The 21,617-nt window shown below is 66.4% G+C and carries 20 protein-coding genes and 1 tRNA gene; 10 read left to right on the top strand and 11 right to left on the bottom strand.

Features of this window, described 5'->3' with window-relative positions; all coding sequences use genetic code 11:
* Positions 1-109: 109 nt before the first annotated feature.
* A complete protein-coding gene (locus tag KY496_RS00760; protein ID WP_005671391.1) occupies positions 110-841 on the bottom strand; it encodes a helix-turn-helix transcriptional regulator in 732 nt (243 codons plus the stop codon).
* A 20-nt stretch (positions 842-861) separates the two neighbouring features.
* Positions 862-2,607, bottom strand: coding sequence for a sensor domain-containing diguanylate cyclase (locus KY496_RS00755; RefSeq protein ID WP_219863429.1), 1,746 nt, complete (start codon positions 2,605-2,607; stop codon positions 862-864).
* Between the two features lie 297 nt (positions 2,608-2,904).
* Between KY496_RS00755 and KY496_RS00750 the strand changes: the two genes are divergently transcribed.
* The 5 genes from KY496_RS00750 (at position 2,905) to KY496_RS00730 (ending at position 8,843) form a co-directional block, all read left to right on the top strand.
* Positions 2,905-3,795: a LysR family transcriptional regulator gene (locus KY496_RS00750; protein ID WP_219865030.1), complete on the top strand. Its 891-nt coding sequence runs from the start codon at positions 2,905-2,907 to the stop codon at positions 3,793-3,795.
* 57 nt (positions 3,796-3,852) lie between these two features.
* Positions 3,853-5,286: a carboxylesterase/lipase family protein gene (locus tag KY496_RS00745; RefSeq protein WP_219863427.1), complete on the top strand. Its 1,434-nt coding sequence runs from the start codon at positions 3,853-3,855 to the stop codon at positions 5,284-5,286.
* Positions 5,287-5,584: 298 nt separating this feature from the next.
* Positions 5,585-6,805, top strand: coding sequence for a Na+/H+ antiporter NhaA (nhaA, locus tag KY496_RS00740; protein ID WP_219863425.1), 1,221 nt, complete (start codon positions 5,585-5,587; stop codon positions 6,803-6,805).
* Between the two features lie 12 nt (positions 6,806-6,817).
* Complete coding sequence (locus KY496_RS00735; RefSeq protein ID WP_219863423.1) at positions 6,818-8,146, top strand: TrkH family potassium uptake protein; 1,329 nt, start codon at positions 6,818-6,820, stop codon at positions 8,144-8,146.
* On the top strand, positions 8,139-8,843 hold the full coding sequence (locus KY496_RS00730) for a TrkA family potassium uptake protein (protein ID WP_184239957.1): 705 nt from the start codon (positions 8,139-8,141) through the stop codon (positions 8,841-8,843). The genes KY496_RS00735 and KY496_RS00730 overlap by 8 nt, the downstream gene beginning before the upstream one ends.
* A 28-nt stretch (positions 8,844-8,871) precedes the next feature.
* On the opposite strand, the gene KY496_RS00725 is transcribed toward KY496_RS00730, so the two are convergent.
* Positions 8,872-9,012 carry a hypothetical protein gene (locus KY496_RS00725; RefSeq protein WP_219863422.1) on the bottom strand — a complete coding sequence of 47 codons (141 nt, stop codon included), beginning with the start codon at positions 9,010-9,012 and terminating at the stop codon, positions 8,872-8,874.
* Between KY496_RS00725 and KY496_RS00720 the strand changes: the two genes are divergently transcribed.
* Complete coding sequence (locus tag KY496_RS00720; RefSeq protein WP_219863420.1) at positions 9,002-9,343, top strand: sensor histidine kinase KdpD; 342 nt, start codon at positions 9,002-9,004, stop codon at positions 9,341-9,343. The genes KY496_RS00725 and KY496_RS00720 overlap by 11 nt on opposite strands.
* Positions 9,344-9,380: 37 nt before the next feature.
* On the opposite strand, the gene KY496_RS00715 is transcribed toward KY496_RS00720, so the two are convergent.
* A complete protein-coding gene (locus KY496_RS00715; RefSeq protein ID WP_184239952.1) occupies positions 9,381-9,782 on the bottom strand; it encodes a hypothetical protein in 402 nt (133 codons plus the stop codon).
* 106 nt (positions 9,783-9,888) lie between these two features.
* On the opposite strand from KY496_RS00715, the gene KY496_RS00710 reads away from it, so the two are divergent.
* Positions 9,889-10,875: a L,D-transpeptidase gene (locus tag KY496_RS00710; RefSeq protein ID WP_219863418.1), complete on the top strand. Its 987-nt coding sequence runs from the start codon at positions 9,889-9,891 to the stop codon at positions 10,873-10,875.
* A gap of 16 nt (positions 10,876-10,891) precedes the next feature.
* Here the strand turns inward: KY496_RS00710 and KY496_RS00705 are convergent, their stop codons facing one another.
* Entirely contained in the window at positions 10,892-11,401 is a 510-nt protein-coding gene (locus KY496_RS00705) for a hypothetical protein (RefSeq protein ID WP_219863416.1), read from the bottom strand.
* A 180-nt stretch (positions 11,402-11,581) separates the two neighbouring features.
* Here KY496_RS00705 and KY496_RS00700 point away from each other — a divergent pair, with 180 nt between their 5' ends.
* On the top strand, positions 11,582-12,073 hold the full coding sequence (locus tag KY496_RS00700) for an META domain-containing protein (protein WP_071363407.1): 492 nt from the start codon (positions 11,582-11,584) through the stop codon (positions 12,071-12,073).
* Positions 12,074-12,112: 39 nt separating this feature from the next.
* Here the strand turns inward: KY496_RS00700 and tssA are convergent, their stop codons facing one another.
* From tssA to KY496_RS00670, 6 genes are all read right to left on the bottom strand, one after another.
* Entirely contained in the window at positions 12,113-13,309 is a 1,197-nt protein-coding gene (gene tssA / locus KY496_RS00695; RefSeq protein ID WP_219863414.1) for a type VI secretion system protein TssA, read from the bottom strand.
* 187 nt (positions 13,310-13,496) lie between these two features.
* A tRNA-Ser gene (locus tag KY496_RS00690) sits at positions 13,497-13,586 on the bottom strand.
* A 57-nt stretch (positions 13,587-13,643) separates the two neighbouring features.
* Entirely contained in the window at positions 13,644-15,704 is a 2,061-nt protein-coding gene (locus KY496_RS00685) for a bifunctional diguanylate cyclase/phosphodiesterase (protein ID WP_219863413.1), read from the bottom strand.
* Positions 15,697-16,872, bottom strand: a complete 1,176-nt coding sequence (locus KY496_RS00680; protein WP_219863411.1) for an HDOD domain-containing protein — start codon at positions 16,870-16,872, stop codon at positions 15,697-15,699. Before KY496_RS00680 ends, KY496_RS00685 begins: the two co-directional genes overlap by 8 nt.
* Before the next feature lie 104 nt (positions 16,873-16,976).
* Positions 16,977-17,588 carry a response regulator transcription factor gene (locus KY496_RS00675; RefSeq protein WP_229520391.1) on the bottom strand — a complete coding sequence of 204 codons (612 nt, stop codon included), beginning with the start codon at positions 17,586-17,588 and terminating at the stop codon, positions 16,977-16,979.
* A gap of 22 nt (positions 17,589-17,610) precedes the next feature.
* The gene (locus KY496_RS00670; protein ID WP_005671301.1) at positions 17,611-18,984 is read right to left on the bottom strand and encodes a cache domain-containing protein; all 1,374 of its coding nucleotides are present in this window, start codon (positions 18,982-18,984) and stop codon (positions 17,611-17,613) included.
* Positions 18,985-19,188: 204 nt separating this feature from the next.
* Between KY496_RS00670 and KY496_RS00665 the strand changes: the two genes are divergently transcribed.
* Positions 19,189-21,255: a carbon starvation CstA family protein gene (locus tag KY496_RS00665; protein ID WP_219863407.1), complete on the top strand. Its 2,067-nt coding sequence runs from the start codon at positions 19,189-19,191 to the stop codon at positions 21,253-21,255.
* Positions 21,255-21,449, top strand: coding sequence for a YbdD/YjiX family protein (locus KY496_RS00660; protein WP_005671296.1), 195 nt, complete (start codon positions 21,255-21,257; stop codon positions 21,447-21,449). The genes KY496_RS00665 and KY496_RS00660 overlap by 1 nt, the downstream gene beginning before the upstream one ends.
* Positions 21,450-21,617 lie beyond the last annotated feature (168 nt).

Here is a 21,617-nt window from a genome sequence, read left to right as displayed (position 1 = left end):
CGTGGCCCGATGGCCGTTGTTGATCCGGCGCACGGTCATGCATTGCTGTCTACCGTACACCGAACCGTGAACCGGAGCAACCTTTACGACGATTCCGGAAGTATCGCCGTCAACGGCGCAGGGCGGCGAAGGCCGCCGGTTCCCATTCGCGCAGCGCCAGCAGCAGGCCGCTGCCGCGCCGCTGCGCCAACGGCGCGGCCAGGCTTTCCTCGTGCAGCTGGGCGAAGCGGGCGCGCATCAGGCGCAGCTCGTGCTGCAGCTTGGCGCGCGCGCTGTCGGTGAGCATGCCGTGCGCGAAGTCGAGCGTCTCGCCGCTGCCGTCGAAACCGCCCGCCACGAACTCGGGCATGCCCTGGCCATTGAAATAGCGCCGGATCGGGCCGTCGGCCAGCCAGTCGAAGTCGCGCGCCACGTTGACCCGGATGCGGTTGCCGGGCAGCAGCGTGATCAGTTGCAGGCGGTCCAGGCGCAGCAGGTATTGCAGGCATTCGGCCTCGCTCAGCCGGTAGACATTGAGCATGTCGAGCATGCGCCAGTGGTTCAGCGCGCACACCGCCACCAGCAACAGCTTGTCGTCCTGCACCAGCTCGCTTTCCTGCTCGGCGCTCAGTGTGCGCAGGCGGCGCTGGCCGTTCTGGGCTTCCTGCGCGATCTCGGCCAGGGTGAAGCCGAGCAGGCTGCAGATTTCCACGATGCGCTCGAGCGTAAACTGCTCGCTGGCAAACAGGCGCTTGATGCTCGGCTCGGACAGGTCGAGCGCGACGGCGACGTCGCGGTAGGTCAAGCCTTGCAGCTTCAGCTGGCGCTTGATGGTGGCGATGATCTGGCTGATTTGGGTCATGATGGGAACTCGGGGAACGATCAGGAAACGGCGCCGCTCACCGCGGCATGCCAGACCGGCGCCGCGGCCAGCCTGACGGCGTTCTTGCCGCCACGCTTGGCGGCGTACATGGCATGGTCGGCGCGCGCCAGCCAGGCGTCCAGGTCGGGCTTGTCGTCGGGCGCGAACAGCGCCACGCCGATGCTGGCGCCCACCGTGACGACCGTGGTGCGCAAGGTGTAGGGCGCGCGAATGCAGGCAAGCAACTTGTGCGCGGTATCCTCGGCGTCGCCAGGGCTGGCCAGCATCTCGAGCACCACCACGAACTCGTCGCCGGCCAGACGCGCCACGAGGTCGGTCATGCGCACGCCGGCGGCCAGGCGCGCGCCGGCGGCCAGGCGCGCGCCGAACTGGCGCAGCAGTTCGTCGCCCTCCTCGTGGCCGTGGGTGTCGTTGACCGCCTTGAATCCGTCCATGTCGATGAACAGCAGCGCCGCCGGCATCGCGCTGCGCGCGGCCCGCGCCATGGCTTCGGGCAAGCTCTCCATCAGCGCGCGCCGGTTCGGCAAGCCGGTCAGCACGTCGCGCAGCAGCAGCGCATTGAGTTCGGCGGTGCGCTCGGCCACCTTCGATTCGAGATGCTCGTTCATCTGCTGCAGCGCGCGCCGCACCTGCGCTTCGCTGCTGACCAGGTCGCGCATCGTACCCGACAACATATTTGCTTCATGAAAGCCGCTGATCTGTGGAATCGCCGGCAAGTCTTTTCCGCTGGCAGTGGCCTCGGTCACCCGTTCGATCGCCTGGCCCAGCTGGGCCATCGGCTGCGCCAGGCGGCGCGCCAGCAACGCGGCCGCGAGCGCCAGCAACAGGCCCAGCAAGGTGCTCCAGGCCAGCATGCGGCGCTTCAGCTCGCTGGCGCCCTGGAGGGCTTTTTCTTCATCCTGCCGCACCAGCACCGACCATTGCAGCGTCGCCGGGTTGGCGGCGTGGCCGGTCTGGCTGAAACCGGTGAGATAGGTGCGCCCGTCCGGCCACGCTTCGCGCAGCGCGCCGGTGTCGCCCAGCCTGGCGCGACGCAGGCTGGCGGTGTCGATCTTTTGCTCGAGCAACTCCTGTGGCCCGAGCATGACGGCGCCGTCGGCGCGCACGACCAGGATCTCGGCGCCATACTCGCGCAGCGCTGGCGTCAGCAGCATGCGCGCCTGGCTGCGCGCCCATTCCCAGCTCAGGTGCAGGCCCAACACGGCGAACAGCTCGCCGTCCTGGCTGAACACGGGCGTCGACACGTCGACGAAACGCCAGGGGTCGGGGCGTTGCGGCATCAGTTTTTCCAGCAGCAGCGCCGGATGGTAGTCGGTGACGCGCACGCCGTCGCGACCGACCTGGAACCAGGGACGCATGCTGACGTCGTTCCCCTCCAGCAGCCCCATGGTCGAGGCGACCACCCTGCCGCTGGCGTCGGCCATGCCGATCCAGGCGTAGTCGGGGAAGGTCTGCTGCAGGCTCTCGAGCGTGACGCGCGCTACCGGGGGATTGCGCGCCTGGCGCACCGACGGCAACGCGGCCAGCAGGCGGGCATCGCCGACGGCCTGCTCCACGACCCGATTGAGCGCATCGCGCATCTGCCACGACAGTTGTTGCAGGCGCAACTCGGCTTCGGCATTCGCCTGGCGTACGGCGAAATGGTTCACCACGGTCAGTTGCAACGCCACGGTCAATGCCACGGTGACGCACACTGCCAGCGTCATCAGGGTAGACAGGCGAAATTTGCAGAGCAGGCCTTGCATAGAAGATTTGCGGAAACGTAACAACCCGTCATGATAGCGCTGAAACCACCAGTGAGTTCACCACTGGAAAGAATGCAGAAGGGAAATTTATTAATCGCCGAAGATTTTGAACAGAACGCAACACTTTAACGCAAGCTGCAGGCGCTGTAGCATTTCTTTTAGCAAAAAATTGTATTCATTTTTCGCCATTCTAGTACAAGCATTTTCGGAAAAATCGAATATGAGAATAAGACATTCTCCCATGTCACTTATTCGGCTTTATCGACTGGCACAAGGACGATATCGATGACCACGCATATGGACCGCTTCCAGGAGATGCAGATTTTCACCCGCATCGTGGAGCGGCGCAGCTCTACGCTGGCGGCCCAGGAGCTGTCGCTGCCGCGCGCGACCGTGACGAATGCGATCAAGCGCCTGGAGGCGCGGCTTGCCACCCGACTGCTGGATCGCACCACACGGGTGGTCGCGCCGACGCTCGACGGCGCGGCGTACTACGAGCGCTGCGTGCGCCTGCTGGCCGACCTCGGCGAGATGGAAAGCGTCTTCACCCGCTCCACCCCGACCGGCTTGCTGCGCGTGAACCTGCAAGCGACGCTGGCGCGCCGGGTCGTGGCGCCGCGCCTGCCCGCCTTCCTGGCGCGTTATCCCGGTATCGAACTGCAGATCGGCGAAGGCGACCGGCTGGTCGACCTGGTGCGCGAAGGCATCGATTGCGTGCTGCGCGTCGGCAATCTGCAGGATTCATCGATGGTGGCCCGGCAAATCACGCAGATCGCGCAGGTGACCTGCGCCAGCCCGGCCTACCTGGCGCGCCATGGCCGGCCCGCCACGCTCGATGAACTGGACCGGCACCAGGCCGTCAACTTCATCTCGTCCGCCACCGGTCGGCCGTATCCGCTCGAATTCCTGGTCGACGGCGCGCTGCGGCAACTGACCCTGCCCGGCCCGGTCTCGGTCAGCGGCGCCGATATGTACACGGCGGGCGCGCTCGCCGGCCTTGGCATCGTGCAAGTGCCGCGCTACCGCGTCGAGCACGAATTGACCCGGGGCGAACTCGAGGTCCTGCTGCCCGAGCTCGCGCCGCCGGCCCTGCCCGTGTATGTGCTGTATCCGCAGAGCCGCCAGCTGTCGCCGCGGGTGCGGGTCTTCGTCGATTTTCTGAAAGAGGCGTTCGCCGGCTTCGGCTGAGCGATTCGGTTACCATGGAGACAAGATAATACATGCGCTACTTCACAGGAGACCCCGATGCCGCGTTCCGCCTTCTACCCCCTGCTCGCCGCCGCACTGGCCATGACCGCACCATTGTCCCTCGCAGGTCCGGTGGCGACGACCGACAGCGGCAAGGTGGAAGGCAAGGTCGACGCCGGCATCGCCAGCTGGAAAGGCATCCCCTTCGCCGCCCCGCCGGTGGGCAAGCTGCGCTGGCGCGCGCCGCAACCGGTGCAGCCCTGGGCCGGAGTGCGCCAGGCAAGCAGCTACGCGGCGGACTGCATGCAACTGCCCTTCCCCAGCGACGCCGCGCCGCTCGGCACCAAACCCGACGAAGACTGCCTGTACCTGAATGTCTGGAAGCCGGCCGAGGACAAGGGTAACAGCGAGGGCAAACTGCCGGTGCTGGTCTGGATCTATGGCGGCGGCTTCGTCAACGGCGGCTCGTCGCCGCCGACGTATTCCGGCGCGGAGCTGGCGAAACAGGACGTGGTGGTGGTCAGCTTCAATTACCGGATCGGCCGCTTCGGCTTCTTCGCCCATCCGCAACTGACGCAGGAAGCCGGTCAGACGGCCGCACTCGGCAACTACGGCTTCATGGACCAGATCGCGGCGCTGCAGTGGGTCAAGCGCAACGTGGCGGCCTTTGGCGGCGATCCCGACAACGTCACCATCAGCGGCGAATCGGCCGGCGGCATGTCGGTCAATTTCCTGCTCACGTCGCCACAGAGCCGGGGGCTGTTCGCCAAGGCGGTGGTGATGTCGGGCGGCGACGGCGGCACCGCGCGGACGCCGCTGGCGGGCGCCGAAAAGACGGGCGTGAACTTCGCCGCCGGCAAGGGCATCGCCGCCGACGATCCGAAGGCGCTCGAGAAACTGCGCGCGCTGCCGGCCGAACAGGTGGTGGATGGGATGAACCTGGCCAACTTCAGGATGCAGGGCATGCCGACCTATGCCGGGCCGTTCGCCGACGGCAGGCTGGCGATCGACTCCGGCGCCGCCTTCGGCGCCGGCCGCATGCACGAGGTGCCGGTGATGATCGGCGCCACCAGCGCCGACATCGGCGGCAAGACCGGTTATATGGTCGCCGGCGCGCGCAGCCTGGCGGCGACCCTGGCCGACCACGGCGTGCCGGTGTACGCCTACCGCTTCTCCTACGTGGCCGACGCGATCGCCAAGCCCGGCGCCGGCGCCGGCCATGCGACCGACATCCCCTTCTTCTTCGATACCGTGGCGATCAAGTACGGCGCGCAGGCGACCGGCAAGGACATCGCCGTCGGCAAGGCGATGAGCACATATATGGTGAACTTCGCCAGGCGCGGCGATCCGAATGGCGCGGGCTTGCCGGCATGGCCGCGCTACGCGCGTTCGAGCGATCGGATCATGGACTTCTCGGCATCGGGCAAGCCGGTGGCGCTCAAGGATCCATGGGGCGCCGAAATCGACGCGGCGGCCGCGACCCGTCGTTGAACCTGCGCCGCGCGGATACCAGAGCCTCCGGGGCGCCGCAGCGGCGGCGCCATCGTCTATAATATTGTCTGGGTGATCATACCGCTGCTGGTATGACAGGATTTGCGCTGGTCGGGCCGCCACGCGGCTCGCTTACGCACGTCATCATGTCACCTGTCACGCATCCTCTCATCATGTCGGCCATATCGTGGCCGCATCGCTTTCCACCTTCAGTCACCGCAGGCCATGCCGGCCCGTGGGCCGCCAATTCATGAGACATACCGGACGGCATGCACGCCGTCGCGGCTGGAAAACATTTATGCGCATTGAACGACGACTCTCCAAAACATTTCAAGAATTCATTGCATCGGGCAAGGCCGGCGGCGCCATCCTGATCCTGTGCACCCTCGTTTCCCTGGCCATCGCCAATTCGGCCTGGGGTTCCTCCTACCTGGGCTTCTGGCACATCCCGCTCGGCGGCCTCACGGTCGAACTGTGGATCAACGACGCCCTGATGGCGATCTTCTTCCTGCTGGTCGGCCTGGAACTCAAGCGCGAGCTGTACAACGGCGAGCTGTCCGACCTGCGCAATGCCATGCTGCCGATCCTGGCGGCGGCCGGCGGCATCGCCGTGCCGGCCGGGATCCACTTCGCCCTCAACGGCGGCACGCCGACGCAAGCCGGCGTGGGCATCCCAATGGCCACCGACATCGCCTTCGCGCTCGGCGTGCTGGCGCTGCTGGGCAACCGGGTGCCGGCCTCGCTCAAGGTGTTCCTGGCCGCGCTGGCCGTGATGGACGACCTGGGCGCCATCATCGTCATCGCCGTGTTCTATACCGCGCAATTATCGGTCGCCTACCTGGTGGGTGCGCTCGCAGTCTTCGTGGCGCTGCGCCTGATGAATACCCGCCTGCGCGTGCCGGCGTTGTGGCCGTATCTGCTGGGCGGGGCGCTGATGTGGTTCCTGATGCTCAAGTCGGGCGTGCACGCCACCATCGCCGGGGTGCTGCTGGCCTTCACCATCCCCTATTCGGCGCAGGAGGACGACGCCGCTTCGCCGTCGCACCGCCTGGAACACGTGCTGCACAAGCCGGTGGCCTTCCTGATCCTGCCGATCTTCGCGCTGGCCAATACCGGCATCGTGATCGGCGCCGACTGGGCCGGCGAACTGAGTTCGCTCAACAGCCTCGGCATCCTGGTCGGCCTGGTGCTCGGCAAGCCGGTCGGCATCCTGCTGTTCAGCTTTGCGGCGGTGGCAATCGGCATCTGCCGCCTGCCGCTCGACCTGGCCTGGCGCCACGTGCTGGGCGCCGGCATGCTGGGCGGGATCGGCTTCACGATGTCGATCTTCATCACGAACCTCGCCTTCGTGGGACATGCGGATATCATCAACGCCTCGAAGATGTCGATCCTGGCCGCGTCGGTGATCGCCGGCACGATCGGCTTCATCTGGCTCAAGTTCATGGGCGCGCCGCTGGCGTCCGACCCCGACCTCGACACCATGGACTTCGACCAGGATCCGCCCGCGCAAACGCAATAAACGACACTGCCGATGAACAAGGTCATCCATCCCGCGCGCGCCGTCGCGCTGGGCTTCCTGCTGGCGATCCTCGCGGGCACCGCCATGCTGATGCTGCCGCTGGCGCGCCCCGACGGCAGCGCCGCGCCGCTGATGGTCGCCTTCTTCACGGCGGTGTCGGCGGTGTGCGTGACCGGGCTGGTGCTGGTCGACACCGGCACCTACTGGTCCGGCTTCGGCCAGGCGACCATCATGGTGCTGTTCCTGCTGGGCGGCCTGGGCATGATGACCGCCGCCACGCTGCTCGGCCTGATGGTGAACCGCTCGCCCAAGCTGCGCACGCGCCTGATGACCCAGACCGAAACGCGCTCGATCGGCATGGGCGACATCTCGAGCGTTGCGCGGGTGGTGCTGGTGGTGTCGGTGCTGTTCCAGCTGGCGATCGCGGCGATCCTGACGCTCAGGCTGCGCGCCGACTACGGCCTGGCCTGGAACGACGCCGGCTGGGTAGGCCTGTTCCACGCGGTGTCGGCCTTCAACAACGCCGGCTTCTCGATCCACCCCGACAGCATGGTGCGCTACGCGGGCGACGCCGGCATCCTGCTGCCGGTGATGCTGGCCGCCATCATCGGCGGCGTGGGCTTTCCGGTGCTGCACGACCTGCGCCACCGCTTCCGCGATCCGCGCCACTGGTCGCTGCACACCAAGCTGACCCTGTCCGGCACCCTGATCCTGCTGTTGCTGGGCTACGTCGCCATCCTGCTGTTCGAATGGAAGAATCCCCAGACCCTGGGCGCCTTCGGCCTGTTCGACAAGCTCATGAACGGCATGTTCATGTCGGCGGCGGCGCGCACCTCGGGCTTCAACACCGTCGACGTGGCGGCGCTGACCCGCGAAACCTGGGCCCTGCATTATTTTTTGATGTTCATCGGCGGCGGCAGCGCGGGCACCGCGGGCGGGGTCAAGGTGGGCACCGTGGCGGTGCTGGTGCTGCTGGTGATCGCCGAGGCGAAGGGCCACACCGACACCGAGGCGTTCGGGCGCCGCGTCGGCACGTCCGCCCAGCGCCAGGCGATCACGGTGCTGGTGCTGGGCAGCGTCATCGTTGCCTTCGGCACGGTGGCCCTGCTGCGCATCTCGCACTTCCCGACCGACCAGGTCATTTTCGAGGTCATCGCGGCCTTCGGCAGCGCCGGCCTGTCGACCGGCATCACCGACGACCTGCCGCCCTCGGGCCAGCTGGTGCTGGCCCTGCTGATGTTCGTCGGCCGGGTGGGCACGATCACCTTCGCGACCTCGCTGGTGCTGGGCGAGCGGCGCATGCCTTACCGTTATCCTGAGGAGCATCCAATTGTTGGGTAGAATTTTCACAGAGCAGTTCGCGTTTTCCGCCGGCGACAGCGTAGTCGTCATCGGCTTGGGGCGCTTCGGGGGCGCGGTGGCGCAGTCGCTGATGCGCCTGGGCCACGACGTCATGGGCATCGACACGCGCGAAGACCTGGTGCAGATCTGGGGCGACCGCCTGACCCACGCCGTGCAGGCCGACTCGACCAACGAGAACGTGATGCTGCAGCTGGGCGTGGCCGATTTTTCGCACGCGATCGTCGGCATCGGCTCGGACCTGGCGGCCAGCCTGATGACCCTGATGGTGTTGACCGAACTGGGGATCAAGGACATCTGGGTCAAGGCGATGACGCCGGAGCACGGCCAGATCGCCCAGCGCATCGGCGCCCACCACGTGATCTACCCCGAGGCCGACATGGGCGCGCGCGTGGCGCACCTGATCACGGGGCGCATGATGGACTTCATCGAGTTCGAGGACGGCTTTGCGATCGCCAAGATCCATGCGCCTGCAGAGACGCATAACCGGACGCTGGCCGAAGCCCATGTGCGCAGCCGCTTCGGCGTGACCGTGGTGGGCGTCAAGCGCGCCAACGAGGATTTCCAGCACGCGCTGGCGGATACGACGATCCGCTCGGCCGACCTGTTGATCGTGTCGGGGCCGACCAAGAAGATCGAGATGTTCGCCGCGGGAGGCAAGAAGCGCAGGTCGGCCTAGGACCCGACCGCGATCGCCAGAGAACGGTCTAGCCGCGAGGCAGGCAGATCAAGGTCGATGCGAGTGCGATCAGCCGCATGGCCGACAGCAGCATCGCATAGTCGACTTCCTCTACCTTGTCATCGGGAATGACGACCGTGTCGACCATCAGGTGCCGCGTGTCGCTCAAGCGCGTTCTCGAAAACCTGGTATCGAACGCGAGGAAATACGGGGATCCGGCGCGACCGATCACTGTGCGGGTCAGCCAGAGCGATTCCCAGATGTTGCTGGCGGTGCATAACGAGGGCAACCCAATTCCCGAACCCGAACTCGAACGCCTGTTCCAGGCCCTCCATCGCATCGAAGACGTGAAGGTCAAGGGATGGGGCCTGGGTCTGCCCTACGTTCGGCACGTCGCCGAAAGCCATGGCGGCTCGGTGGTGGTGGACAGCGCGGAACAACGCGGAACGACGCTCACCGTCAGCCTCCCGGTCGATTCCCGGCCCTATACCGGACAATAGTACGGCGGCCATGCTCGCGGCCGGCCGTGTCAGTGCATCAGCGGACCCTGAGTTCGTAGTGCGCCGTCGCCCCCTTGCGGGCGGCATTACGCATTTGGTACACCTTGACGCGGTACGTTCCCTGCTCAGGCAGCGCCGCATCGAACCGGTTGCCGCCGAGCGAGCCGACGAACAGCGCGTCGTCCTTGCCGTCCTGAATGATGTTGAAGTACGTGGACTTGCTGGCAGTTTCGAGCTCGACGCGTAGCACTCGCCCCGCCGGCGCCCTGAACACATAGTCGGCGGCGCCGTAGCCGCGTATCGTCCCCTTGAACGAGACGCTCCGGCCCTCCCCCGGCAGCGCGATCGCGGTTTCCTTCGTCTGCTCCTGCGCCGCCACCGGTTGGGCGATGGCCGGCGCCGTGACGGCCGCGAGACCGATCATGATTGTTGCACGCATTCGCTGCACCTTTCTTTCGACACAAAGATCACGCGGACGGCCGGGATGGCCCCCTTCACTGCAGATTCATCATACACTTGAGACAAGGAACGAGGAGAAGCACGCAATGCGCTACACCTGGTCAATCTCTGTACAGCAACTTGGATCGGCAGGGCTACTGCTCATCGCCTGCCTGTGGTCGCCGGCTATCCTGGCGCAGGGAGCCAGCGCTTCGTCGCCAGTGGAACTGGCGCGCGAGGCGGCCCGGCTCGAGGCGGGACAATGGGTGTGGGCGCCGCAGATCGCGCCGCGCGGTCCGATGCTGGTCTTCGTCGACCTGTCGCGCCAGACCGCCACGGTCTACCGCAACGGCGTGCGGATTGGCGTCAGTACGGTATCGACCGGCAAGCCCGGCCACGAAACGCCCACCGGCGTCTTCACCATCCTGCAAAAGGATGCCCGGCACCGTTCCAGCACCTACAACAACGCGCCCATGCCCTTCCAGCAGCGCCTGACCTGGGATGGCATCGCCCTGCACGCCGGCGGCCTGCCCGGCTATCCGGAAAGCCATGGTTGCGTGCATCTTCCTTATGCCTTCGCCAAGGCGTTGTTCACGGCGACCGACTTCTCGACCACCGTCGTCATCGCCGGCAACGCCAGCCATCCGATACAGACCGGGAGCGGCCAGGTGCTGGCGCCGACGACCATCGCGGCGCCGACGGGCGAATTCTGGGCGCCCGAGCGCGCGCCCGCCGGCCCGATCACCATCGTGATGTCGCGCAGCGACCAGGCGGTGTCGGTCTTGCGCAATGGGATCGAGATCGGGCGCTCGGCGGCGGTCAATACCTCGTCCGACGAGGCGACCCACGTCCTGACGCTGGGCACGGGCGCGGACGGCAAGCCGGTGTGGATCTATGCGGGAGTGGCCGGCCACGCCGACGAGGACGGCCGCACGGTCGACGAAGCCACACGCAACCGCGTGCAGCTGCCGCAAGCCTTCCACGACAAGCTGGCGGCCCTGCTGGCCCCGGGCGCGACGCTGCTGGTCACGCAGTCGCCGCTGAGCGAGGGCGCGACCGGCACGCCGTTGACCGTGCTGAGCGGCGCCGAGTAATGCGCCGGGGCGGCGCTCAGAACCGTCGATGCCCGCTGTCGGGATCGCACCGGCCATTGAACTTGATCATGCCATCGACGGTGATGGTGCCGTTGCGGCGGTCGATCGCCACCGTCGGCCGGTTCAGCGCATTCAGGCGGAAACGTCCGCGGATGTCGTTGTGACCGACGATCAGGTCTTCGAGATCCCACCAGCCATCGCGGCCGCCGGAATGCATGGGCGGGATCAGCTGCTTGGGGATCCGGATCCGGCCCTGGTCGTCATGGATGGAGACGTTGAGTGCGCTGTCGAAGTCCTGCTTGCCGGTCGTTACTTCGGACTTCGGCTCGTATTTGTGCGTCTCCTGATTCCATTGGTAGCCGGAGTGGGTTTCGGCCACCGTCCGTTCCGCCTGGCCGAAGCAGACCAACTGGATGTCTTCATCCCAGTTGCGCTCGTCGGGACCGCCACGCGGTGCATTGCGATCGTACTGTTGGGCATATGCCGCGGTGGAGAACAAGGCGGCGATCAGGATGGCAAGTTTCATGGTGACTTCCTCGGCTCCAGGGAACGCGTTCCAGCATCTGGTCGACGCGTCCAACATTCATGTGTTGATTGGATGACTCAACTGTGCACCTGTGATCGACTCTAGCATGGGATGATGATAAGAATACACATCCCGAAAATAAACCGGGACGCTCCCCGGACACGCATGAGGAAACCAGCCATGTTAAAACCATCGCGCATCGCCATCGCGCTCGCGACCGTCTTGTGCGCCGCCTGCAGCACCGGCACGACGCCGACGACCGCTCCCGCCGCACGGGACACCCAGGCCATCGGCTTGACCGCCACGACCTGGCGCCTGCATGAAATCCAGTCAATGGACGATGCCCAGGGCACGACCCGCCCGCAGCCGGACCGGGTCTATACCATGCGGCTGACGCCGGACGGCCGCGCCGCGTTCCAGCTGGACTGCAACCGGGGCTCGACCTCGTACACCGTTGGGGCAGGCGAGCCGGGCCGCGGCGCAATTACTTTTGGCAACGTGGCAATGACCCGGGCGATGTGCCCGCCAGGATCGCTCGACAGCCGCATCGCCAGGGACATGGGGTATGTTCGCTCATACACGATGCAGGGCGACACGCTGTCCTTGAGCTTGATGGCCGATGGCGGCATCTATGTCTGGAAACCGGACACCGCCATGCAGTCCGCGCAGTGAGCGCACCAGCTTCCTCGCATCGAATCGGACGGCGCCGGTCTACCGGGTCGGCTCCCTGCCGGACAGCACGGCGCCAACGAGCGCGGTAAGGTCACCGCAGGCGGCATCCGCGCCCACCTGGCGCGCCGCGTCCCTCATGGCGCCTTGCAGGATCATATTCTGGTCATGCAGCAGTCCGATCTGCATCGCCATCAGTCGCTCGGCATTGCCTGGCGCATGGATTCCCGCCGCCTTGCAGATGGCGTCGATGCGCCGGCCGAGCAGTTCCGCCGCATCGGGCGGCGAAGCCTCGCCTGCCGACGCGTCGCTCGTCCGGGCAGCATCGCCGGGCATTGCTTCCTTCTGCAGGATCTTGCCCGCGACCGCGCCGGGCTGCGCCTGCGCCGCATCCTGAGAGACGGCGCCGGGTTCTCCAATGGCACCCAGTTGGAGCAATAGGCGCTCGACCGCGCGCAGCGTGTCGCGCAGCCTCGACATGTCCGGCGCATCCTCACCCAGGCGCGCTTCGGTCACGCTGGCGATCGACAGCACGGCGCCGACGCAATGGCGAACCTGTTGAAGGCTGCGCTCGGCATCCGCGCCCCGACGGGCCTTGACATGGTCGATGACGTCGGCACGCGCCTGCAGCGGCTGGCCGCTTTCGTCCGCTGCCCTGCGCGCCCTCTCTTGCGCGGCCGGCGACGAAGCGTCGCCCGACATACGTTCCCAATCCGTCAGGGTGAATCGGCCGGGCTGCTCGCCGGATTGGCCCAGCACTGGAACGTGAATCCTGATCGTCGTCGCCAATGCGCTGTTCATCCACTCCAGCGGCGCCACGCGCAATCCGGGGTCGCCATCCTCGTCCACCTGCGGATGCACGGTCTCCCAGAAGCGCACGAGCAGACCCTCTACCAGCAGCAGACCGCGCAAGAGCCCTTCGAAGCCATGCTGGCGCGTCCAGGCTTCGGTGAGCCAGGCGGCGATCTGCAGATCTTTGGCGTATCCGCTCAATGTCACCTTGCAGCGCACCTCGATTCGGGCCCAATCGGCGCGCTTCAGCGGCTGCTCCCATACGCCCATCGGCAGACTAGGATCGTCTTCCCGGCGCGCCTCGCGTAATTGGTCAAAGATGGGATCGAAGCGGATTGGCGGTCCGGTGGGCAGGTCCTCCCTGATCGGCTGGAGGAGCGACTCCAGTTCGCTGCGGTGCTCGGCGCTGAGCGGCGGGCCTGGCTGGGTAACGTCGATGTCGGTCATGTAGCAGAGAAAAGATGGATGGTCCGACACGATTATTGCGCTCGTGACGGGATTGGTCCATGTGTTTTCTTGTCGTTCGGAGTCATTGCTACTTGCGCGGAGTGTGGAGCTTCCTCGCTGTTCGGGCAGGAATGCACGATGCATGATGAAAAAAGCCCCAACGTGTGGGGCTCTTGTTCAGTATGCTTGGCGGAAGCGGTGAGATTCGAACTCACGAACGGTTTCACCCGTCGGCAGTTTTCAAGACTGCTGCCTTCAACCACTCGGCCACGCTTCCTTAGGGAACCGGCATTATACATAAATCATCAGGGCCGGTGAGGCTGTTCACCAACGTTCAGGCGATCAACAACCAGTTATCCCGCAAACACCGCTCGAACTCATACGCCGGCAACGGCGCCGCATACAAATACCCCTGCACCTCATCGCACCCCGCCTCGCGCAGGAACTCCAGCTGATCGAGCGTCTCCACCCCTTCCGCGATCACGCGCAGGCACAGCTGCCGCGCCATGCTGACAATCGTCCCCGCGATCGCGCAATCGCTCGCATCCCGCGGAATCCCGGTGGTGAACGAGCGGTCGATCTTGAGGGTCTGGATCGGGAAGCGCTTCAGATACGACAAGCTCGAATACCCGGTCCCGAAATCGTCCAGCGACAACGACACCCCCAGCGCCGTGATCCGGTCCATGATGGCCGTCACGCGCTCGAAGTCGTGCATCAGCGTGCTCTCGGTGATCTCCAGCTCCAGCCACGACGGATCGAGCTGGTAGCGCCGCAAGGTATCGGCCACCCGCGACGGCAAGGACGGCGTAAACTCCCGCGCCGACACGTTCACCGCCAGCCTGAACGGCGCGATCCCCGACCGCTGCCAGATCGCCGCCTGCGCGCAGGCCTGCTCCAGCACCCACTCGCCCACCTGCACGATCAGGCCCGTGGTCTCGGCCAGCGGAATGAATTCCGACGGCGGCACGATGCCGCGCTGCGGATGCACCCAGCGCACCAGGGCCTCGGCGCCGACGATGCGACCGCTGGCGATCTCGAACTTGGGCTGGTAATACAGGATCAATTCACCGTTGCCCAGCGCATGGCGCAGGCCCGATTCGATGCGCATGCGCTCCTGCATGCCCTTGTTCATGTCCTGGCTGTAGAACGCCACGCTGCGGTCCGGATTCGCTTCCGCCCTCTTCGCGCGCTCCATCGCGATATCGGCCAGTCCGAGCAGGGTCTCGGCATCGTTGCCGTCCTGCGGGTACACGCTGATGCCGATGCTGGCGCCCACGCGCAGGTCGTGCCCGGCGATGAAGAAAGGCGCATCGAGCGAAGCCTGCAGCTTTTGCGCCACCGTGGTCGCCTCGAAGTGCTGGCGGATGTCCGACAGCCCGACGGCGAATTCGTCGCCCGAGAGGCGCGCCACCACGTCTTCGTCGCGCAGGGCGTCCTTGAAGCGCTGCGCCACCTGGCGCAGCAGCTCGTCGCCGATGCGGCGCCCGAGCGTGTCGTTGATGCGCTTGAAGCGGTTCAGGTCCACGAACAGCACGCTGCCCGCCGTCTCGTTGCGCTGCGACACCGCCAGCGCCTGGTCGACCAGGCGCGCGAACAGCGTGCGGTTGGGCAGGCCGGTCAGCTCGTCGTAATAGGCCAGGTGGTGCAGCTGTTCCTCGGCCTGCTTGCGCTCGGTGATGTCGGTGAGATAGGCGATCAGGCCCGTCGGCCGGTCGGCCAGGTCGCGCAGCGGCGACAGCGACAGGCTGGCCCAGAACACCTCGCCCGATTTTTTCCGGCGCCGCACTTCCATCATGCGTCCGCCCTGCTCCGCGAACAAGTCGGGTTGCATGTCGTTGCCGTCGCCGCCGTCGTCCTCGTCGGCATATAGGAACAGGATGTTGCGCCCGATCGCTTCCAGCGCGGTATAGCCGAACAGTTGCTCGGCGCCGCGGTTCCAGCTGGTGATGTAGCCCATCTGGTCCATCGTCAGCACCGATTCGTGGATCTGGTCGAGGATCTGCGACTGGTGCGCCAGCTGCGCTTCCATCTGCGCATAGGCGTGGGTGGAGCGCTGCGCCAGCGTGTGCATCTGCATCAGGCTCGCGGTCAGGTGCGACAGCGCCACCAGCTTGCGCTCGGTCTCGGGACAATAACCCTCGCCGCCGCTCACTTCGTACCAGCCGAACTGCTCGATGCCGGCCGCCACCGCGTGGCGCAGGATGCGCGCGCCCGCCTCGTTCGGGTCGATCAGGCCGGCGCCCGGCACGAAACGCCCCTCCGGACTGCCCGTCAGCCGGGCCGCCAGGCGTCCCAGCTCCAGGTGCAGGGCCTCGCCGCGCAGGCGGAGGATGGCGTCACAGACAGCGGTCGTGCCGCCGACGAAGTCGAAGTCCAGTTCGCGCAGGTCAGACATTCCGGCCCACCTGGATCGCCCAGTGGTAGGCGTGCAGCTGGCTGTTCCACCAGGCCCCGGGGCTCACCCCCGCCGCCTCCAGCGCCGCTTCGGTCGGATGCGCCTCGGTCAGCCGCAGCCAGGCGCCCAGCCGGCCGCGCCGTTCGACCAGGGCGGCTGCGACGTGCTCCGGCAGGTACAGCTCGTCCGCGATCGCCGCCATCGGCATGTGCAGCAGGCGGTCGAGCAGCGAGAACACGCCGGTCATGAAGGCCAGGTCTTGCGCGTCGCGCTCGCCCCCCGCCTGGCGGCTCAAGGATTCCAGTTGCGCGCCGCGGCGCGCCGCCAGCGGCAGCAGCAGGTTCGGCAAGCCGTCCGGCTGCTGGCGCGCGTACAGCAGCAGTTGCAGCCAGCGCTGCAGCTGGCGCCGGCCGAGCACCGTGATCGCCTGGGAGAAGCTCGTGACCTGGGTGCTCACCGCGAAGGCGGCCGAGTTCACCAGCTTGAGCAGGTGGTAGGCGAGCGCCGGGTCTTGCCGGATCTGGTCTTCGAGCTCGCGCGAGTCGGCGTCGCGCGCCAACAGGCCCAGCAAGGTCAGTATGCGGCGGCGCGAGCTGCCGTCGTCGTCCGGCGCCGGCGCGGCATCCGGGTCCAGGGAATAGTCGCCGCTGAACCAGTCGAAGCCCGCGTTCTCGCAGTCGGAAAAGCGGCGCGCGCCGTCGACGCCGTGCGCCAGGTGCGGTCCGAACAACGAGACCAGGCAGCCCGGCGCCAGCGCGGCATCGTGATGCGCGCGGCAGTCGCGCGCCGCGGAGCGCAGCGCCGCCGGCGCCTTGGCGCCTTCCGGGACATCGCCGTCGAGCCAGATGCGGTAGCCACCGGCGTGCAGCTCGGCCAGCTGGCGCGCGGCGCCGCCGGACGCCAGCGCTTCGGACTTGATCACCAGGCCGATGCGATTGGGCGGCAGCAGCGTCAGCACCGGCACCGTCAGGGCCTCCGGGCCATCCAGGTGCAGCAGGCAGTCGAGCGGCGCGATCGCCGTGAGCAGGTCGGCGCCGGCGAATACCGCTTGCAGCCGTTGCGGCAGGTCGGCCCCAGGCGCCAGCCGCAAGCTCAGCGCCACCCATTCGTTCTGGGCATTGGCGACCGGATCGATTGCTACCAGCGGAAAATGTCCCTGCTCGGCCATATGATATTTCTCAATATTATTCAGGCAATCTTATTGCACCGAATACTATAAAGCAACCGTAATGTTTCCCGGTGGATATCGAGAAAATACTCTCGGTTACCCGGTCAGTTGCTGCCGGCGCGCTGGACCGCAAAACGGATCAGTTCCGCCTGCCCTTCGATGCCGAGTTTGCGCTTGATGTTCAGGCGGTGGGTCTCCACCGTGCGCACGGACAGATCGAGGTCGCGCGCGATCTGCTTGTTCGACTGGCCGGCCGCGATATGCTTGAGCACTTCCTGTTCGCGCGCCGTCAGCTGGTCGCCCGGCGTGGCCGGATTGGCCAGCTGGCGCGCCAGCGCGGCGCTGTAGTAGATGCCGCCGCCCATCACGGTTTCGATGGCCAGCACGATGTCCTTGCCCGGCGCGTCCTTCAGCACGTAGCCGCGCGCGCCGGCCGCCATGGCCTGGCTCACGTATTCGGGTTTGTCGTGCATCGACAACATGAGCACCGCGATGCCGGGGTAGCGCGCGGTGAGCTGGTAGGTCGCCTCGATGCCGCTCCCGCCGCGCATGTTCACGTCCATCAGCACCAGGTCGGGGTGGAATTCGCCGGCGCGCGTCAGGGCTTCCTCGCCCGAGCCGGCTTCGGCCACCACCGCCAGACGCGGCGCCGACTCGAGCCGCGCGCGCAGACCGTCGCGCACCAGCGGGTGATCGTCGACCAACAGGATTTTCACCTCATTTACTTCATCGTTTACTTCACCAGTCACTGCCTTGCTCCTTCAAATCGATGCTGGCCACCACCCGGGTGCCGGTGGAGGACGACACGATCTCGAACCGGCCGCCGATCGCCTCCATGCGCTCCATCATATTCCTTAGCCCGATGCCGCGCTTGGGATGCACGGCCACGCCGTCGGTATCGAAGCCCACGCCATCGTCGGCGATGCTCAGGCTCACCAGGTCGCCCACGCGTTCGAGCACCATGTCGATATGCCGCGCCTGTGCGTGGCGCTCGACGTTGGTCAGCGCTTCCTGGGCGATCCTGAACAACACCGTACCCACGATCTCGGGGAGCGCGTCCACCGCGCCGGCCGCGCGAAAGCGCACCGGCGCGCCCGCGTGCTCGCCGAATTCGCTCGCCAGGTGGTCCAGCGCCGGCGCCAGGCCCATATCGTCCAGCAGGGTCGGCCGCAGGTCGTGCGAGATGCGGCGCACCTCGCCCAGCAGCGTTTTTACCTGCTCGACGGTGCGCTCGAGACCCGCGCGCCCCTGCTCGCGGCGCGCCTCGTCGCCGTCGATGCGGATGATGCCGGCTTCCAGCTGCAGCTTGACCGAGACCAGGGCCTGGCTGATCCCGTCGTGCAGGTCGCGCGACAGGCGCGCCCGTTCTTCTTCCTGCGACTCCACCACGCGCTGGGCCAGCGCCTTCAGTTTGGCGTCGGCCACGCGCCCCTCGCTGATGTTCAGGGCCAGACCGCCGCCGGCCACGCCCACCGCCGCCACCGTGGCCAGCACCGCCATCCACAACAGCGTCTCTTCGATATTGCGCGACTGCTGGGCGTCGACCAGCGCCAGCGCCGATTCGACGTCGTCGAGATAGATCCCGGTGCCCATCACCCAGTTCCAGTGCGCGACCGGCACCACGTAGCCCAGCTTGGGCGCCGGCCGGTTGCTCGAGGGCTTGGCCCAGGTATAGCGCAGGAAGCCGCCGCCCTCGCCGGCCAGCGCGATCAGGCGCTGGATGGTCGGCGCGCCGGTCGAGTCGCGCCAGTCCCACATATCGGTGCCGACCAGCTCCGGCTGGCGCGGGTGCATCAGGTTGTTGCCCCGGGTGTCGTAGACGAAGAAGTAGCCGTCCTCGCCGTAGCTCAGGCTCGACAGGATGCGGATCGCTTCGCGCTGGGTGGCCGGGCCGCTGTCCCCGGTGCGTGTAAGGTGGGCGATCGAGCGCGTCGCCAGCTCGACGTAGTGGCGCAGCTCGGCCTCCTTGCTCGCCAGGTAGGCGTGCTGGATGGTGGCGCGCTGCTCGGCCGCCAGGGTCACGCCCTGCTGGCGCACGTAGAGCGCGATCGCGCACAGCGCCACCACCAGTGGCACGACTGCCAGCACGATCACTTTTTGCCTTAGCCGCATAGGCTTGTTCCGCATGGTTTCATTCGAAGGCCTGCATTCTACGTCCGCCGGCTGGGGTCGATCTACGTAGCATTACGTAGATACTGCGTAATCTTGCGCTTGCGGTACTGACAATAGTGCAAGATACTCATTAGCATGCTGCAAATAATTGGCGTCGGCACGTACTGACGCACAAGCATCAATCCACATCGGAGGAGTCACCCAATGAAACGTATCACGAGCATGCTCGGATGGATCGTCCTGTCCATCGTGGGCGCGTTTGCGCTCGGCTACATCGGGCTCAAGCGCGGTGAAACCATCAACGCCATCTGGATCGTCGCGGCCGCCGGCTGCGTCTACCTGATCGCCTACCGCTTCTATTCGCTGTACATCGCCACCAAGGTGATGGGCCTCGACCCCACGCGCCAGACCCCGGCCTGGAAATACAACGACGGCCTCGACTACGTCCCCACCAACAAGAACGTCCTGTTCGGCCACCACTTCGCCGCGATCGCCGGCGCCGGCCCGCTGGTCGGCCCCGTGCTGGCGGCGCAGATGGGCTACCTGCCCGGCATGATGTGGATCCTGGCCGGCGTCGTGTTCGCCGGCGCGGTGCAGGATTTCATGGTGCTGTTCATGTCCACCCGCCGCGACGGCCGCTCGCTCGGCGACCTGATCAAGTCCGAGATGGGCGAGATCCCCGGCATGATCGCGCTGCTGGGCACCTTCATGATCATGGTGATCATCCTGGCGGTGCTGGCGCTGATCGTCGTGAAGGCCCTCACCGGTTCGCCGTGGGGCACCTTCACCGTGATGGCGACGATCCCGATCGCGCTGTTCATGGGGATCTACTCGCGCTACGTGCGCGTGGGCCGCATCGGCGAGATCTCGGCCATCGGCTTCGTGCTGCTGATGCTGGCCATCATCGGCGGCCAGTGGGTGCACGATTCGCCGACCTGGGGCCCGATGTTCACCTTCACCGGCACCGAACTGACCTGGATGCTGATCGGGTATGGCTTTGTAGCGGCAGTGATCCCCGTGTGGCTGCTGCTGGCGCCGCGCGACTACCTGTCCACCTTCCTCAAGATCGGCACCATCCTGGCGCTGGCCATCGGCATCATCGTGGTCGCTCCCGACCTGCAGATGCCGGCCGTGACCAAGTTCATCGACGGCACCGGCCCGGTGTGGTCGGGCAATGTGTTCCCCTTCCTGTTCATCACCATCGCCTGCGGCGCCGTCTCGGGCTTCCACGCGCTGATCTCGTCGGGCACCACGCCCAAGATGCTCGAGAACGAAACCCAGGCCCGCTTCATCGGTTACGGCGGCATGCTGATGGAGTCCTTCGTCGCCATCATGGCGCTGATCGCCGCGTCGACCATCGACCCGGGCATCTACTTCGCCATGAACAGCCCGGCCGCGCTGCTCGGCACCACCGCGCAATCGGCGGCGCACGCCGTGTCGCAGATGGGCTTCGTGATCACGCCGGCCGAACTCGAACAGATGGCCCGGGACGTCGGCGAGCACACCATCATCTCGCGCGCCGGCGGCGCCCCGACCCTGGCGGTCGGCATGGCGCACATCCTGTCCAACGTCGTGGGCGGCCCGGCCATGATGGCCTTCTGGTACCACTTCGCGATCCTGTTCGAGGCGCTGTTCATCCTGACCGCGGTGGACGCGGGCACCCGCGCCGGCCGCTTCATGCTGCAAGACCTGCTGGGCGCCTTCGCCCCGTCGCTCAAGCGCACCGATTCCCTCCCGGCCAACCTGCTGGCCACCGGCCTGTGCGTCGCCGCCTGGGGCTACTTCCTGTACCAGGGCGTGGTCGATCCGCTGGGCGGGATCAACACCCTGTGGCCGCTGTTCGGCATCGCCAACCAGATGCTGGCCGGTATCGCGCTGATGCTGGGCACCTGCGTGCTGTTCAAGATGAAGCGCGCCAAATACGCCTGGGTCACCGCGCTGCCCACCTTGTGGCTGCTGGCCTGCACCCTCACCGCCGGCTGGCAGAAGATCTTCCACGACGATCCGCGCATCGGCTTCGTCGCGCACGCCAACAAGTACCAGGCGGCGCACGACGCGGGCGAGATCCTGGCGCCGGCCAAGTCGATCCTCGACATGGAGCGCATCATCTTCAACGACTACGTCAACGCCAGCCTGGCCGGCTTCTTCATCTTCGTGGTGCTGGCGGTGCTGTTCTACGGCGTGCGCACCGTGATGGCGGCGCGCGCATCGAACGCGCCGACCGCGAAGGAGTCCGCGTACGTCGCCATGCCGGCCGCGCAGGTGCAGTGATGTTCGGCGCCCTGAAACAGGCCGGCAACTACCTCGGGCAGAGCCTGCGGTTGATGGTCGGCCTGCCCGAATACGACACCTACCTGGCGCATATGGAGCGTACCCATCCGGACCAGCCGCCGATGACGTACGAGGAATTCTTCCGCGAGCGCCAGGATGCGCGGTATGGGGGAAGCCGGGCGTCGTGCTGCTGACGGGCGGCGCGTGCGCTTGAACGAAGGGACGCCGCGGCGTCCCTTTTTTTTTGTCGCCGACGATTTTGCGCATTTGAATTGCGACACGGAATTGTTCCGTTTGCCACATTTGCGGATTCGCAAAACTACCCCCTCACCTAACCCGTATATTTTTTTCCTGCGGGCTCT

Origin of the sequence: Massilia sp. NP310, from assembly GCF_019443485.1 — a bacterium.
GTDB lineage: Bacteria > Pseudomonadota > Gammaproteobacteria > Burkholderiales > Burkholderiaceae_D > Telluria > Telluria timonae.
The sequence above is the reverse complement of the archived record's forward strand: the minus strand, read 5'-3'. Positions and strand labels throughout refer to the sequence as shown.